We start from the raw sequence: 15,305 nt of genomic DNA, 5'->3' as shown, positions 1-15,305 counted from the left end.
CCCTCGCCATGCAACCGACCAACGGCGTTCAGAAGTCCCCCGTCATCTGCATCACCGGCGCTTCCGCCGGGGTCGGCCGCGCAACGGCGCTGGCCTTCGCCGCCTATCGCAAAGCCTCCATCGGCCTGATCGCCAGATCGTCCGATGCGCTGGAGGAGGTGAAGGCCGAAGTCGAACGGCTGGGCGGCCGGGCGCTGGTCATGCCGCTGGACGTTGCCGACCCCGACGCGCTGGAGGCCGCCGCCGACCAAGTGGAAAACACCTTCGGCCCCATCGACGTCTGGATCAATGTGGCGATGGTCACCGTCTTCGGACCCGTCCACGCCGTGACGCCGGAAGAGCTGAAGCGGGTGACCGAGGTGACCTATCTCGGCTCCGCCTATGGCATTCAGACGGCCCTGCGGCGGATGCGGCTGCGGGACGGCGGCACGATCCTGCAGGTGGGTTCGGCGCTGGCCTACCGGTCGATTCCGCTGCAATCCGCCTATTGCGCGGCGAAACATGCGATCACCGGCTTCATCGACAGCCTGCACTCCGAATTGATCCATGAGCGCAGCGGGATCGGGCTGACCACCGTGCATCTGCCAGCGGTCAATACCCCGCAATTCGACTGGGCGCGCAGCCACATGCCGCGCCGGACCCGGCCGATGGGGACCATCTTCCAGCCGGAGGATATCGCCCGTGCGATCCTGCACGCCGCCGAAAATCCCCGTCGCGAATATTGGCTGGGCGGATCGGCGATGCAGGCGATCCTCGGCAATTTCCTGGCGCCGGGCTTTGCCGACCGTTACCTCGCCGACACCGCGGTGGAGGGCCAGATGACGCAGGAGCGGGAAATCCCCGGCCGGCCCGACAACCTCTACCACCCAGTCGACGGTCTGCACCGCACCCGCGGGCGCTTCGGACTGCCGCACAACAGCCTGCGCCTGACGGCACCCAGCGGCGCCGCAAGGGGTCTGGCGATGGCCGCCGGGCTGATCCTGGCGGGCGGGCTGGGCTTCATGATGAGCCGGGCAACCCACCGGTAAATGTCACAACGGAGCGGTCAAGGTCAGGACTTGCGACCCCCGCCGAGCCGCCTATATAGGGTGTCGCACGTCAACAACTGAAAGGAGGTGATCTCGTGTCTCATTGTCCGTCTCACTCGTCGTCGAGCGCCAAGGCCGAGGTCTCTTTCTTCGCGGAAGGGATTTCGGTCCGCTAAGGACTGCGCCGTGGTGTCGACGACACACGGATTGACAATGGAAGGGCTGCCGGAAACGGCTGCCCTTCTTTGTTTTTGGATACACAAAGCCCCTTCCCTTGCGGGAAGGGGCTTTGCTTCAATCCATAGACAAGATCAGTGCTGCATCTCGCCTAGCTGCTTGCGGCTGTCGCCGGTCTTGTCGTGGATGATGCTGTCGTCGGGCTTGCCCTCGACTTCCAGAATGCCGATCAGGCCCTTGGTGGCACGGCTCAGCGCGTGGTCGACCAGGGCATATTTGCCGGGGTAGTCGACCTTGAATTCCACCATGGTGGCGCCGCCGGGGGCGACGGTGACGGTCTGGATGCCCTTGGCCGGCTCGCTTTCCAGTCCACCCAGATTGTAGACCTTGTCGAAGATCTCGCCGATGACGTGGAAGGAGGAGGTCAGGTTCGGACCGCCGACGCCGAAGAACAGGCGAACCGTCTCGCCGACCTTGGCCTTCAGCGGCTTGTCCTTGGTCAGGGCGCCGACGGTGCCGTTGAACACCAGATAGCTCGGACGCTCGTTGACGAGACCGTCATAGTCGTCCTCGGCATTCGCCAGGTTCTTGGCCTTGGTGGCGTAGATTTCCTGCTGCATCACGTAGAATTCGTGATCGACCGGGGCCAAGCCGGCTTCCGGTTCCACCACGATCAGGCCGTACATGCCCTTGGAGATGTGGTGGGCGACCATCGGCGTGGCGCAGTGATAGACATAGACGCCGGGGGTCAGGGCCTTGAAGCTGAAGGCCTTGGTCTGGCCGGGCTCCACCTGGGTAATCTGGCCGCCGCCGAGGAAGCCGGTCGCGGCATGGAAGTCGACGGAATGGTTCATCGTCGATTCCGGCGCGTTGGAGATCGAAACATCCACCGTATCGCCGACCCGCACCCGCACCATCGGACCCGGCACCGTGTTGTTGAAGGTCCAGTAGGTGTAGGTGGTGCCATCGTCCAGCTTGGATTCGACCTCGGTCGTCATCAGAGAGACCTTGTGGGTCTTCGGCGCCCGCTTGCCGGCCTTTTCCGGAGCCGGCACGGAAGCGGGGTCCTGGACGACGCTGACCGTCGGCTGCTTGACCTTCGGGTCGGCATAGAGCGTGTCGGCGGCCGAGGCGGCGCCGATACCGGACAGGATCATCAGGGCGGCGGCGCTGACGGTGACGAGAGAGAGCTTGGTCTTCATGGCGTCATCTCGGTTGAATGTTTCTTGTGAGGGAATATTCCCCCTGCCTCCAAGACCGATGCTTGACCGCCGTCAAGTGGAACTTCTAAACGCTATTTTGTCGCATGCTCCTTTTTATTTCCACACTAAGTATAATGACTTTTGGTGTCACGATTTAGGACGGAAGGAAACGCAGATCTCGGGATCGGTCTCGATCCGGCCGGCACCAATCAAATCCAGGCAATAGGGGATCGCGGGAAACACCGCGTCCAGGCAATCATGGATGGCTGACGGCTTGCCCGGCAGATTGACGATCAGGCTGCTCCCGCGAATACCGGCGGTCTGGCGCGACAGAATCGCGGTGGGCACCACACGGAGGCTGACCGACCGCATCAGTTCGCCGAAGCCCGGCATCATCTTGTCGCAGACACGCTCCGTCGCTTCCGGCGTCACGTCGCGCGGCGCCGGGCCGGTGCCGCCGGTGGTCACCACCAGACCGCAGCCGGCGACGTCGCACAGCTCGACCAGGGTGGAGGCGATCAGGTCCAACTCGTCCGGGATCACTCGCGCCTCCGCCACCCAGGAAGAGGAGATGATGCGCGACAGCTCCTCATTGATCGCCGGGCCGCCCTTGTCCTCATAGATGCCGCGGCTGGCGCGGTCGGAGATGGTGACGATACCGATCTTCACGGGGCCGATCTTCACCGGTGCGGTCATGTCTGAAGGTCCTTTTCGGTCAGGCGGCGCAGGCGACCTGTCGGTAGAGCGCCGGCAATGCCTTGGTCAGGTGGGAAACCTGCGGGAATATGGCATAGGCGCCGCGTCCGAACAGATACGGGATATAGTCGCGGGCCTGCGCATCGACGGTGATGGCGAAAACCGCCAGCCCGTCGCGCCGTGCCTCGCGGATCGCCTGCCGCGTGTCCTCGATGCCGTAACGGCCCTCGTAATGATCGACGTCGTTCGGCTTGCCGTCGGTCAGCAGAACCAGCAGCCGGTGCCGGTTCGGCCGGTCGGCAAGCTGGGAGGTCACGTGACGGATCGCCGCCCCCATGCGGGTGTAATAGCCGGGCTTCAGCGCACCGATCCGGCGGGTGACGGTGGGGCCCAGCGGTTCCTCGAAGCCTTTCAGCGTCTGGACCCGCACCCAGTTGCGCCGCCGCGATGTAAAGGAATAGAGCGCGTGGTCGTCGCCACAGGCGGTCAACCCATGGCTCAGCGCCAGCAGCGCCTCCTTCTCGACATCCAGGACCCGCCGCCCCTCGATCCAGCCGTCGGTGGACAGCGAGCCGTCGACCAGCACCGCCACCGCGAGATCGCGGGCGGCGCTGCGCACCCGCTGGTGCACGCGGTCGCTGCCGCAACCGCCGGCCTGGAGATCGGCCCGGCTGCGCACCAGGGCGGCCAGATCCAGCTCGTCGCCATCGGCTTGGCCGGTGAACAGCATGCGGCGCGGGCGCAGCGCCTCGAACTGGCGGCGCACCTGACGGATGCGGCGCAGGGCGGCGGCATCGGGCTGCCAGGACTCGCCGTCGGCCGGTGCGGTTTCGGCGATCACCCGGCAGTGGTTGGGCAGATGGGCCTGCCGGCCATGATCCCATTCCGGATAGGTCAGGGTCGCCGCCAGCGGCGTGTCGTCGACCACCGGCGCTCCAAGGTCGAGGTCGAGCTTCAGCGTGGTCGATGCCTTGCGCTGGTGGGCGCCGACGGCGATCTCGTCCAGATCGTCGGCGGCCTTGCGGGCATTCTCCGCATCGTCGTCATCGACCGCACGCGGGATGTTCAGCGCCTCGGCAAGGCTCAGCATCTTTTCGAAGCGGTTGAGGATCAGCGGGTCGTTGCGCTGGATCTGGTCGGTTTGCCGGCGGGTCGCGGTCCGGCGGCGCTGGTCGCCCTCGGCCGCCTGTCCGCCTTCGCCGGGGCTTTCGACGGCGGCGGAAGCGACACGGCCGATGCTTGGCGACACCAGCCCCCACAGCGGTACCGGCAGCATGCGGGCATAACCGTAAGGGGCGGTGAAATCCGACAGCGGAACGCCGGGCGCCAGCATGCGTGCGCCGTCGCTGGTGACGGCACCGGCGCCGAGCAGCGCCAGGACGGCGCGCTCGACATCGGCCTCGACCGGCGGCGGGCGGCGGGCGGGGCGGATGGCGGCGACGGCGCGGGCCAGTTCCGCATGCATGCGGGACAGGCCGGGCCAGCGCGTCAGAACCCGCGCTGTGGTGGCGGCGGCGCTGCGGAGCGCCTGCACATCGGCCTGCAACGGGTCGGCGGGGGCCGGCTCGCCCTCGGCATGGGCGAAGAAGGCTGCCAGCCATTCATACAGCCGCTCGTTCAGGGCGGGGTCGGGGAACAGGTCGATGGCGGTGGGCAACTGGAGCACATTGCCGTCCAGTGCCGCCCGCTCCACCCGCTCTTCCCCCAGCCCGATGCGGCCGAGCAGCGACAGCCGGTGCCCCGACACCGAAGCGCTTCCGGCGGCAAGCCGCACGCCACGGTCGCCGCCCAGCGCCCGGAAAAACACCGCCAGCCGTGGACGCATCGTCTCCAGCGTGACGGCTGCGTCGGGATGGTGCGGATAGCTCGACCGCCCGCCGATCAGGCGGTGCCACAGACGGCCGACGGTCTCTTCCGGTTCGAAGAACTCCAGCATGGCGATTGCCCTCCGCCCTTTCCGATCAGCCCAGCGTGACCTCGGCGACGCGCAGCAGGGCGGCGCGGATGTCCGGGTCGTCGGTCAGCGGCTCGATCAGGGCGGCACGGATGGCGCGCTCGGGCTTCATGCCGGAGCGGATCAGCGTGGCGCAGTAGATCAGCAGGCGGGTCGAAACGCCCTCCTCCAAATCCTGGCCCTTCAGGGTACGCAGGGCGTTGGCGAGGCGGACCAGCGGAGCGACGCGGTTTTCGGGCAGGCCGCTTTCGGTCGCAACGATGGGAATCTCGCGCTCCGGCGGCGGGAAATCGAACTCGACGGCCAGGAAGCGCTGGCGGGTGCTGGGCTTCAGCGCCTTCAGCACATTCTGGTAGCCGGGGTTGTAGGACACCACCAGCATGAAGCCCGGCGGCGCTTCCAGCGTTTCGCCGGTGCGGTCCAGCGGCAGGATGCGGCGGTCGTCGGTCAGCGGGTGCAGCACGACGGTGACGTCCTTGCGTGCCTCCACCACCTCGTCGAGATAGCAGATGGCGCCCTCGCGCACGGCACGGGTCAGCGGCCCGTCCGCCCAGACGGTGTCCCCGCCCTTCAGCAGATAGCGGCCGGTCAGGTCGGCGGCGGTCAAATCGTCATGGCAGGACACGGTGTAGAGCGGCCTGCCGAGCTTTGCTGCCATGTGGGCGACGAAGCGGGTCTTGCCGCAGCCGGTCGGCCCCTTCAGCAGAAGCGGCAGGCGGTGAGTGTAGGCATGCTCGAACAGCGTGCACTCGTCGGCGGTCGGCTGATAGAACGGCAGGGACGGCAGGATGGGGACGGCGCTGTCGGGCATCGCGAGGAAACTCCGTAAAAGAGACGGCCCCTGCGCCGACCGGACATCCGGTGGGTCGCAGGGGCCGGAGGGAACGTCACTCGGCCGGCTGGTAGCTGGACGGGATCGAGGCGGGCCGCTCCTCGCGGGCCGGGCCGAAGACGGCGTAGAGGTAGAGCGCGACGCCCACCGCCACGGCGAAACCGGCACCCAGCCGCATCCAGTAGAACAGCGCGATCTGCTCCTGGACTTCCATGTAGCTCATGCCCAGGACCCGCTGCAGATGGGTCTGCACGACGCCGGCCACGGTCAGGGCAAAGGTCATGAAGGCCATGCCGCCGCTCATCAGCCAGAAGCTCCACATGTTGAGGATCTGGTTGTAGGGCTGCTTGCCGCGCAGGTAGGGCATGGCGTAGGTGATGATGGCGAGGTTGATCATCGCATAGGCGCCGTAGAAGGCGAGGTGCCCGTGCGCCGCGGTGACCTGGGTGCCGTGGGTGTAGTAGTTGATCGGGGCCAGCGTGTGCAGGAAGCCCCACAGCCCGGCGCCGAAGAAGGCGAAGACCGCGCAGCCCAGCGACCACAGCATCGCCGCCTTGTTCGGGTGACGGCGGCCGCTCTTCCACACCATCATGAAGGCGAAGACGACCATGGTGAAGAATGGAGCGACTTCCAGCGTGGAGAACAGCGAGCCGATCCACTGCCAGTAGCCGGGCGTGCCGATCCAGTAATAATGGTGGCCGGTGCCGAGGATGCCGCTGAACAGGGCGAGACCGACCATGGCGTAAAGCCACTTCTCGACGACCTCACGGTCGACGCCGGTCATCTTGATCATCAGGAAGGCGAGGATGGAGGCCAGGACCAGTTCCCACACGCCCTCGACCCACAGATGGACGACGTACCACCAGTACATCTTGTCCAGCGACAGGTTCGCCGGGTTGTAGAAGGAGAACAGGAAGAAGACCGCGATGCCCCACATGCCCACCAGCAGGATGTTGGTGATGACCGTGCGGCGGCCCTTCATCACCGTCATCGTGATGTTGTAGAGGAACATCAGCGCGACGACGACGATGGCGGCCTTGATCCACAGCGGTTGTTCTAGGAACTCCCGCCCTTCATGGATGCGGAAGACATAGCCGACGACCGCCGCCAGCGCGCCGAAGACGAACAGGCCGAGCTGGATCAGCGCCAGCTTCGGACTGTACAGCTCGGTCTCCGCCTCCTCGGGCACGAGATAGTAGGCGGCGCCGAAGAAGCCGATCAGCAGCCAGACGATCAGCGAGTTGGTGTGGATCATCCGGATGATGTTGAAGGGCAGAAGCTCCGACAACGTGTTGGGCAGGACATAGACGGTACCGGCCAGGAGACCCACCAGGATCTGCACACCGAACAGCCCCATGGCGGCCGCGAAGTAATAGAGGGCGACTTTTTGCGATTCGTACTTCATGACGGAAATCTCCTCAGCCCGACAGCTTGGGCGGCCAGTTCTGGGTGTTGATCCGGCTGGTCCATTCCAGGAACGCGGCAAGGTCCTCGACCTCGCTCTCGGTCAGGTGGAACTGCGGCATCTGGCGCCGGCCTTCGATTCCGGACGGCTGTGCCGCCATCCAGCCCTTCAGCGCCATCACGGCGCCCTCGGGGTCCTTGTCGCCGCCGTAGCGCAGCCAGACATTGCCCAGCTCGGGGGCGAAGTAGGCGCCCTCGCCCAGCAGCGTGTGGCAGTTGATGCAGGCGTTCTTCTCCCACACATGCTTGCCGCGCACGACCGCTTCGGACAGCGTCTTCTTATCGGTGCTGGTATTGACGATGTAGTTGTGGCTGAGCGCGGTCAACGCGACGAAGGTCGCGAAGAAGAACAGCGATCCGCCATAGAAGATGTTTCGCGCGGCCGCCTTGGTGAAGCGTTCGGTCATCGCTCGGGATCCCTGGAAATCTCGATCTGTCGGTCGAGAGGGGGTCGGTTCGGAAGGGCGTTGGGTGTGCGAAGCCGGGGCGGGATGCCGGGCGTCGCAGCATCCTACCGCCACGGGTCGGGCGAATAATTGACCGTGGCGGAAGGGCATTCCTTGACCGCGGTCAAGCCGGTCCGCGGATCGCCGCCTTATCATTCGCGTACATGATGACAAGCTTTGGATAGTGGAAATGGCCGACGTTGAGATGACGGGTCTGGAGATCGGCGGTGCGGAAACCGCGGATCCGATGGAGCGGGGAAGCGGCCTTGCCGCCCTGCCCGGCAACCTGATGATGTGGATCCTGATCTTCAGCGAACTGGCTGTGTTCGGCGTCGCCTTCCTGGGCTTCGCCGTCGCCCGCGTGCTGGATCCGGCGATTTTTGCCGCCGGTCAGGCCCATTTGAACGGAACCGCCGGCGCGCTGAACACCATGGTTCTGGTGACCAGCGGCTATCTGGCCGCCAAGGGGGTTGCCGCCGGGCGGCGCGGTGCCGTGCCGCAGGCCCGCCGGGCGATGCTGCTGGCGGCGGCCGTCGGGTCGGTGTTCCTGGCGGTGAAGGCGGTGGAGTATTCGGCGACGCTGGGCGCCGGGCTGACCATCGACACCGACAGCTTCTTCACCCTCTATTTCCTGCTGACCGGATTCCACGCCCTGCATGTGGTGCTGGGGATCGTCATCCTGCTGCTGGTCGGCCGCTCCGGCCCCGACACGCTGGTAGAGAATCTGGAGACGGGAGCGGCCTTCTGGCACATGGTCGATCTGGTCTGGGTGATCCTCTATCCGCTCGTCTATCTGATCCGCTGAGAGGACAGGCCATGACATTTCTCAAGAAGATCGACCGGCTGACGCTGTCCTGGCTGATCCTGATGGGGCTGACCGCCGTCACCCTGCTGTTCGCGCGCCATGGCGATGCGGGCGGCAGCGTCGGCATCGCCGGGGCGGCGCTGCTGCTGGCGCTGGCGGTGACGAAGGGTCGGGAAATCCTGCTGCATTATCTGGAGTTGGACCATGCCGGTCCGGGCTGGCGGTTTCTGATGACAGGATGGCTGGTCCTGCTGTGCGGAGCCATCCTGCTGATCACCGCCGCCGGCGCCCTGGGCTGGGTCGGCCCGCACTGAAAAGACCGGAGGAAGCCGCCATGACCGAAGCTAAGCTCGGCCTGATCCTGACCAGCATCGCCGTCATCACCATGGCGGTGGCGCTCTACCGCCAGCGCGCGTTGGGACGCAATGGACTGGTGACGGTGATCGCCGCCACCGCCGCCGTGTTCGCCGCGATGTTCTTTACCCAATAATCGGAACCCGCCCGCCATCGGCCGCGCTGGACCAGACGATCCGTATGCGTAAGATCGCCGGTTCGGATCAACATCGGGCGAACGCGGCGGAAACCATGCGGCTTGAGGATTTGGGACAGCGCATCTGCATCCTGGGACCGTCCAACAGCGGCAAATCCACCCTTGCATCGGCCATCGGACGCAAGTGCGGCCTGACGGTCATTCACCTCGACCAGCTTTACCATCGGCCCGGCACCGATTGGGAACCCCGCCCCAGGGAAGAGTTCGTCCTCCTGCACGATGACGCCATCGGCGGCGACCGGTGGGTGATGGATGGAAACTACTCCGTCTGTATGCAGCAGCGTTTCGCGCGAGCGACCGGATTGATCATGCTGGACATCGCCATGCCGGCCAGCCTGCTGCGGTATTTCCGCCGAACCTGGTTCGAACGGGAACGGCTTGGCGCGCTGGATGGCGGGCGCGACAGCGTCAAATGGGACATGATCCATCACATCGCCGTCGTCACTCCGCGGAACCGAAGCCGCAATGCCGCCCGGTTCGATCAGGCCGACCTGCCGAAAATTCGCCTGCCCTCCATCCGCGCGATCAAGGACTGCTACCGGCTATGGGGTCTGGAGAGATAGCCCGGCTTCTCTCCGCCCCGGCGGAATGCGCTAAAAGTCAAGCAACGCCGCGACCAGATCGGACTCCGGATCGGCCAGATCGTCGATGACGTCAAAGTGATGCCGCCCCGCGGCCAGCCGCAACCCGGTCGCCGCTCCCAGCCCAAGCCAGATGTTGGCAAGCAACTCCGTCTGGCGGACGAACTCCGGCCGCTCGGCCGCCCCGACCCAGCAGGTGATGCCGATACCGGGCTGCGGGCGCAGCAGCGCCGGGCTTTCCGCCACGGCCTCCGCCTCGTCCAGGCGCAGCGTGGCGTTCATGCGGGTGTTCAGCAGCGGGCGCAGGTCGTGCAGCCCGCTGATGGAGACGACATTCTCCACCCGCGCCCGGACATCGTCCGACAGCGGGGCGTCCGCGCAGACGAGGCGGCTGACCAGATGGCCGCCGGCGGAATGGCCGGTCAGGCGCAGCGGCCCGGCCTCCGCCCCCGCGATGACCTCCACCGCCCGCGCCATCTGCCGGGTGATGCCGGCGATCCGTGTCTCGGGACACAGCGTGTAGCTGGGCATGGCGACCGCCCACCCTTGGGCGAGGGGCCCGGCAGCCAGATGCGACCAGCGCGCCTTGTCGAAGGCCATCCAATAGCCGCCATGGACGAAGACCAAGGTGCCCTTGGCGGTCCCCTCCGGCCGGAACAGGTCGTAGCGTTCCCGCTCCCCCTCGCCATAGGGCAGGTCAAGCTCCGCCCGTCCGGCAACCCCGAGTTCGGTCCGGAAGGCCGCGGCCCGCTCCGCCCAGCGTGCGGGGTAGGCGTCGCCGCCGGGGATGTGGGCGCCGTTGCTGTAGGCGTCGTCCCAATCCGCGATCCTGCGCAGTTCCGTCACAGCACCGTCCTCACCCGCCAGAGTTCCGGGAAAAGCTCCACCGCCAGCATGTTGCGCAGGTAGGACACGCCACCGGTCCCGCCGGTGCCGCGCTTGAAGCCGATCACCCGTTCCACCGTCGTGACATGGTTGAAGCGCCAGCGCCGGAAGTAATCCTCGAAATCGACCAGCTTCTCGGCAAGCTCGTAGAGCGGCCAATGGGCTTCGGGCGATTGATAGACGATCCGCCATGCCTCGGTCACGCCGTCATGGGGCTGGTGGGTCTGCGACACGTCGCGTTCCAGCACGTCGGCCGGAACCGGAATGCCGTTGCGGGCGAGCAGGCGCAGCGCCTCGTCATACAGGCTGGGTCGCGACAGCTCCTGTTCCAGCAGGGCATGGATGTCCGGCCGGTGGGCATGGGGGCGCAGCATCGCCGGATTGCGGTTGCCCAGCAGGAACTCGATCTCCCGGTACTGGTAGGACTGGAAGCCGGAGGACTGGCCGAGATCGTCGCGGAACCGGGTGTATTCGCTGGGCGTCATCGTCCGCAGCACGTCCCAGGCCGAGTTCAGCTGCTCGAAGATGCGGGCGACGCGGGTCAGCATCTTGAAGGCGGGCGACAGCCGGTCCTCGCGGATCGCCTCGCGGGCGGCGCGGATTTCATAGATGGCCAGCCGCATCCACAGCTCCGACGTCTGGTGCTGGACGATGAACAGCATCTCGTCATGGGCCGTAGAGCGTGGAGTCTGCGCACCGAGGATGCGGTCCAGCTGTAGATAATCGCCATAGGACATCCGCCCGTCGAAAGCCATCTCGGCACCCTCCGCCGCCGGATCGTAGGGCTTCTTCGTATCCTGCCCGCTCATGTCACCATCGCCTTCCTGTGGTAGTCTGGCCGGTCCCAAAGCCCGCCATCCATCACCTGTTTGAGCACATCGACGGCGCCGCGCACCTCGGCCTCGCCGATATAGAGCGGCGTGAAGCCGAAGCGCAGCACATCCGGCGCCCGGAAGTCGCCGATCACGCCGCGGTCGATCAGCGCCTGCATGATGGCGTAGCCCTGGCTATGGCGGAACGACACCTGGCTGCCGCGCCGGTTACCATCGCGCGGGGAGACAAGCTCCAGCATCGGGCACTGCGCCTCGACCAGTTCGATGAACAGGTCGCACAGCGCGATGGAGGTGCGGCGGATGTCGGTCATCTCGACCTCGTCCCACACATCCAGCGCTGCGTCGAGGGCCGCCAGCGCGATCACCGGCGGTGTGCCGACGCGCATGCGCTCCACCCCCGCACCGGGACGGTAGGAGGGATCGAAGGCGAAGGGCGCCTCATGACCCATCCAGCCGGACAGGGCCGGCCGCGCCGTCGCCGTATGCTGCGGCGCGACATAGATGAAGGCCGGGGCCCCCGGTCCGCCATTCAGGTATTTGTAGGTGCAGCCGACCGCGAAGTCGGCCCCGGCACCGGCCAGATCGACCGGCAGTGCACCGGCGGAATGGGCAAGGTCCCACACCGTCACCACCCCCACCGCATGGGCCTTGGCGGTCAGCGCCGCCATGTCGTGCAACCGGCCGGTCCGGTAATCGACCTGGGTCAGCATCAACGCGGCGACATCCTCGCCGATTGCCGCCTCCACCTCGTCCGGCGCCACCACCCTCAGGACATGGCCGCGGCCCAGCGTCTCGATCAGCCCTTCCGCCATGTAGAGGTCGGTGGGGAAGTTGCCGCTGTCGGACAGGATCACCCGGCGGTCGGGCCGCATCGCCAGTGCCGCGGCCAGCGCCTGATAGACCTTGATCGACAGGGTATCGCCAACCACCACGCTGCCGGACGGCGCGCCGATCAGCCGGGCGATGCGGTCACCGACCTTGCCGGGCTGCACCATCCAGCCGGCGCTGTTCCAGCCGCGGATCAGCTGGCCGCCCCATTCCTGGGCAAGGGTGCGGGCCACCCGCTCCTCCACCCCGATGGGCAGCGGTCCCAGCGAGTTGCCGTCGAGATAGATCACGCCGTCGGGAATGCGGAAACGGGCACGGGTCTTCTGAAAATCGGTCATCGATCTGCCTGCTCCTTCCCCGGCAAAGGATGCCCGGCAATCGCTGCCATTGCAAATTGTTGCGATGTTTAAGCGTATCAGACGATATGAATTCATCATTGTCCCGGAGGCCGCGAAAGTGGAGGATCGCACCGGCCGGACCAGCCGGCTGTCACCCCTGCCTTCCCCATCACCAAGGACCGGACGAACCGCCATGTTCAACGCGCTTTCCCGCCAGCCCGACGATGCCCTGCTCGCCCTGATCGGGCTGTACAAGCAGGATCCGCGGCCGGGCAAGGTCGATCTCGGCGTCGGGGTCTACCGGGACGAGGAAGGGCGCACCCCGGTCTTCCGCGCGGTGAAAGCGGCTGAACGGCTGCTGCTCGACGGGCAGGACAGCAAGGCCTATCTGGGGCTGGAAGGTGACGCCGGCTATCTGGAGCGGCTGTGGTCGCTGGTCGGCGGGGCCGCCGGAACCAAGGTCGCCACGGCCGGCGTGCAGACCCCCGGCGGGTCGGGCGCGCTGCGGCTGGCGGCCGACCTCGTCCTGCGCGGCGGGTCGAAGCGGGTGCTGGTCGGCCAGCCGACCTGGCCCAACCATGTCGGCATCTTCGCCGCCGCCGGCCTCGAGGTCGTCAGCCATCCCTTCTTCGACACCGCCGGCCAGACCGTGCTGTTCGACCGCATGATCGCGGCGTTCGAGGCGGCGCAGCCCGGCGACGTCGCCCTGCTGCACGGCAGCTGCCACAACCCGACCGGCGCTCTGCTGTCGCTCGACCAGTGGAAGGAACTGGCGACGGTGCTGGAGGCGCGCGGCGTCCTGCCTCTGGTCGACCTTGCCTACCAGGGTTTCGGCCGCGGTCTGGACGAGGATGCCGAGGGGCTGCGCCACCTGATCGGCGTCGTGCCGGAAACGCTGGTCGCCGTGTCCTCGTCCAAGTCCTTCGGCCTCTACCGCGAGCGCACCGGCGCCATCTTCGCCGTCGCTGCGGCACCGGCCGCCGCCGATCTCGCCAAGTCCAACCTGATGGCGCTGGCCCGCACCAGCTATTCGATGCCGCCCGACCATGGCGCCGCCGTCGTCCGCACCATCCTCAGCGACGCCGCCCTGACCGCCGACTGGATTGCGGAACTGGACGTCATGCGCGCCCGCATCGCCGGCATCCGCCGCAAGCTGGCCGCCGGTCTGGCCGGCGCCTTCCCCGCCCTGGCCGCGGTGGCGGAGCAGGAGGGCATGTTCTCGCTGCTGCCGCTGACCGAGGCGGAGGTGCTGCGCCTGCGCGCCGACCATGCCATCTACATGCCGACCTCCGGCCGCATCAACATCGCCGGCCTGAAGACGGCCGAGGTGGACGATGTGGTGGCGAAGTTCGCCGCTCTCCGCTGAGCCCTGTGGTTTGATCCGGGGACAGACGACGATGGCCGCGACCCTCCAGGCTCCGCCCGCTGCGGCGGAGCGTCACCAGCTCTATGAAGACGCGCTCGCCATGCTGATGGGCACGCTGTTCATCGCGCTGGGCATGCTGATCTATTCCAAGACGATGCTGCTGACCGGCAGCACCGCCGGGCTGGCGCTGCTGCTGAGCTATGTCACCAAGGTCCAGTTCGGCATCCTTTTCTTCGCGATCAACCTGCCCTTCTACTGGCTGGCCTGGAAGCGGCTGGGCTGGAAATTCACCGCCCGCACCTTCATCGCCGTGGCGCTGGTGACGCTGTTCTCACGCCTGACAGATCAGTGGGTGGGCTTCACCCATCTGGACCCGGTCTATGCCACCGTGGTGGGCAGCGGCCTGTGCGGCACCGGCCTCTTGATGCTGTTCCGCCACCGCACCGGTCTGGGCGGCGTCAACATCCTGGCGATCTATCTGCAGGAGACCTACGGCATCCGCGCCGGCTATTTCCAGCTGGGCGTCGATTTCGCGATCCTGGCCGGCGCCTTCTTCGTCCTGGCGCCGGACCGGCTTCTGCTGTCGGTGCTGGGGGCGACCATCGTCAACGTCACGCTGGCGATCAACCACAAGCCGGGGCGCTATCTCGGCATCAGCTGAGGGGCGACCGCTGCGGGCGCCGGTCAGCGCCCGCAGCAGGCCTTGTGCTTTTTCCCCGAGCCGCAGGGGCAGGGATCGTTGCGGCCGACCTTCACCACGCGGCGCGGCTGATCCTTCGGGTTCAGGACGCTGTCGACATAGAACCAGCGGCCGTCGACGCGGCGGAAGCGTGACCGCTCATGCAAAGGCCACTCCTCGCCATCGCGGTGGAAGGTCAGGAAGAACTCGACCGTCCCATCATCGCCGGTCTCCTCCGCCTTCATGACGGTCAGCGGACCCCAGTCGCATTCGTCCGCCACCCGCTCCACATCGGCACGGCTGAAGGTGGCGCGGGTTTCCGGCACGCAGCTCCGCTCGATATGGTCGATGTCGCGGCGAACGAAGGCGGTGTAGCGCGACCGCATCAGCGCTTCCGCGCTGGGGGCGGGGTCCCCCGCCAGGATGGGGCCACAGCAGCGGTCGAAGGCCAGACCGGAACCGCAGGGGCAGACGGACATCACGAAACGGCTCCTTCCATGAGCATCGAGAAACGGCCTGCGGCACAGTGCCCGGCAAAACTTAACGCCGTCTCAACATTTCCCGCCGGATTCTGGGGCGGAGGCTGGATTCCCGCAGGGGGAACCAGGTCTCGATCCGTGCGCGGCGCGGCCGGCAATAGT

Annotated in this window: 17 protein-coding genes; 7 read left to right on the top strand and 10 right to left on the bottom strand. The window is 66.7% G+C overall.

Translation table 11 applies throughout. The features are described from left to right. Positions 1-8: 8 nt before the first annotated feature. On the top strand, positions 9-1,028 hold the full coding sequence (locus VH569_RS08120) for an SDR family oxidoreductase (RefSeq protein WP_423314883.1): 1,020 nt from the start codon (positions 9-11) through the stop codon (positions 1,026-1,028). Between the two features lie 311 nt (positions 1,029-1,339). On the opposite strand, the gene nirK is transcribed toward VH569_RS08120, so the two are convergent. The 6 genes from nirK to VH569_RS08090 all read right to left on the bottom strand — a co-directional run bounded on the left by nirK (position 1,340) and on the right by VH569_RS08090 (position 7,760). Beyond that, complete coding sequence (gene nirK, locus VH569_RS08115) at positions 1,340-2,407, bottom strand: copper-containing nitrite reductase (protein WP_423314882.1); 1,068 nt, start codon at positions 2,405-2,407, stop codon at positions 1,340-1,342. A 147-nt stretch (positions 2,408-2,554) separates the two neighbouring features. Then, positions 2,555-3,103: a molybdopterin adenylyltransferase gene (mog, locus tag VH569_RS08110; protein ID WP_423314881.1), complete on the bottom strand. Its 549-nt coding sequence runs from the start codon at positions 3,101-3,103 to the stop codon at positions 2,555-2,557. Positions 3,104-3,122: 19 nt separating this feature from the next. Further along, positions 3,123-5,039: a nitric oxide reductase activation protein NorD gene (locus VH569_RS08105; protein WP_423314880.1), complete on the bottom strand. Its 1,917-nt coding sequence runs from the start codon at positions 5,037-5,039 to the stop codon at positions 3,123-3,125. A gap of 25 nt (positions 5,040-5,064) precedes the next feature. Then, the gene (locus VH569_RS08100) at positions 5,065-5,868 is read right to left on the bottom strand and encodes an AAA family ATPase (protein WP_423314879.1); all 804 of its coding nucleotides are present in this window, start codon (positions 5,866-5,868) and stop codon (positions 5,065-5,067) included. A 76-nt stretch (positions 5,869-5,944) separates the two neighbouring features. After that, positions 5,945-7,294, bottom strand: a complete 1,350-nt coding sequence (locus tag VH569_RS08095; RefSeq protein WP_423314878.1) for a cbb3-type cytochrome c oxidase subunit I — start codon at positions 7,292-7,294, stop codon at positions 5,945-5,947. A gap of 13 nt (positions 7,295-7,307) precedes the next feature. After that, on the bottom strand, positions 7,308-7,760 hold the full coding sequence (locus tag VH569_RS08090) for a c-type cytochrome (RefSeq protein ID WP_377807298.1): 453 nt from the start codon (positions 7,758-7,760) through the stop codon (positions 7,308-7,310). Positions 7,761-7,989: 229 nt separating this feature from the next. Between VH569_RS08090 and VH569_RS08085 the strand changes: the two genes are divergently transcribed. From VH569_RS08085 to VH569_RS08070, 4 genes are read left to right on the top strand one after another with little or no spacing between them, the layout of a single operon-like run. Then, a complete protein-coding gene (locus VH569_RS08085) occupies positions 7,990-8,604 on the top strand; it encodes a cytochrome c oxidase subunit 3 (RefSeq protein WP_423314877.1) in 615 nt (204 codons plus the stop codon). Positions 8,605-8,615: 11 nt separating this feature from the next. Further along, positions 8,616-8,918, top strand: coding sequence for a cytochrome C oxidase subunit IV family protein (locus tag VH569_RS08080; protein WP_244592693.1), 303 nt, complete (start codon positions 8,616-8,618; stop codon positions 8,916-8,918). A gap of 20 nt (positions 8,919-8,938) precedes the next feature. Then, a complete protein-coding gene (locus tag VH569_RS08075; protein ID WP_199235282.1) occupies positions 8,939-9,094 on the top strand; it encodes a hypothetical protein in 156 nt (51 codons plus the stop codon). A gap of 44 nt (positions 9,095-9,138) precedes the next feature. Then, positions 9,139-9,717 (top strand): AAA family ATPase, encoded by a 579-nt coding sequence (locus VH569_RS08070; RefSeq protein WP_423314876.1) that lies wholly within the window; start codon positions 9,139-9,141, stop codon positions 9,715-9,717. Between the two features lie 30 nt (positions 9,718-9,747). Here VH569_RS08070 and VH569_RS08065 read toward each other — a convergent pair whose 3' ends face one another. Genes VH569_RS08065 through kynU form a run of 3 tightly spaced genes read right to left on the bottom strand, consistent with a single transcriptional unit; the run spans position 9,748 to position 12,619 of the window. Next, complete coding sequence (locus VH569_RS08065; protein ID WP_423314875.1) at positions 9,748-10,581, bottom strand: alpha/beta hydrolase; 834 nt, start codon at positions 10,579-10,581, stop codon at positions 9,748-9,750. Then, positions 10,578-11,429 (bottom strand): tryptophan 2,3-dioxygenase, encoded by an 852-nt coding sequence (kynA, locus tag VH569_RS08060; RefSeq protein ID WP_423314874.1) that lies wholly within the window; start codon positions 11,427-11,429, stop codon positions 10,578-10,580. Before kynA ends, VH569_RS08065 begins: the two co-directional genes overlap by 4 nt. Then, positions 11,426-12,619, bottom strand: coding sequence for a kynureninase (kynU, locus tag VH569_RS08055; RefSeq protein WP_423314873.1), 1,194 nt, complete (start codon positions 12,617-12,619; stop codon positions 11,426-11,428). Before kynU ends, kynA begins: the two co-directional genes overlap by 4 nt. 193 nt (positions 12,620-12,812) lie before the next feature. Here kynU and VH569_RS08050 point away from each other — a divergent pair, with 193 nt between their 5' ends. Continuing rightward, entirely contained in the window at positions 12,813-13,985 is a 1,173-nt protein-coding gene (locus VH569_RS08050) for an amino acid aminotransferase (protein WP_423314872.1), read from the top strand. 31 nt (positions 13,986-14,016) lie between these two features. After that, on the top strand, positions 14,017-14,646 hold the full coding sequence (locus VH569_RS08045) for a YitT family protein (RefSeq protein WP_109049024.1): 630 nt from the start codon (positions 14,017-14,019) through the stop codon (positions 14,644-14,646). A 23-nt stretch (positions 14,647-14,669) separates the two neighbouring features. Here VH569_RS08045 and VH569_RS08040 read toward each other — a convergent pair whose 3' ends face one another. Next, on the bottom strand, positions 14,670-15,143 hold the full coding sequence (locus VH569_RS08040) for a YchJ family protein (protein WP_423314871.1): 474 nt from the start codon (positions 15,141-15,143) through the stop codon (positions 14,670-14,672). Positions 15,144-15,305: the final 162 nt, after the last annotated feature.

It is taken from the genome of Azospirillum sp. 11R-A, from assembly GCF_049472615.1.
Taxonomy (GTDB): domain Bacteria; phylum Pseudomonadota; class Alphaproteobacteria; order Azospirillales; family Azospirillaceae; genus Azospirillum; species Azospirillum palustre.
Note: the sequence above shows the minus strand (reverse complement) of the source record. Positions and strands in the feature narration are given on the sequence as shown.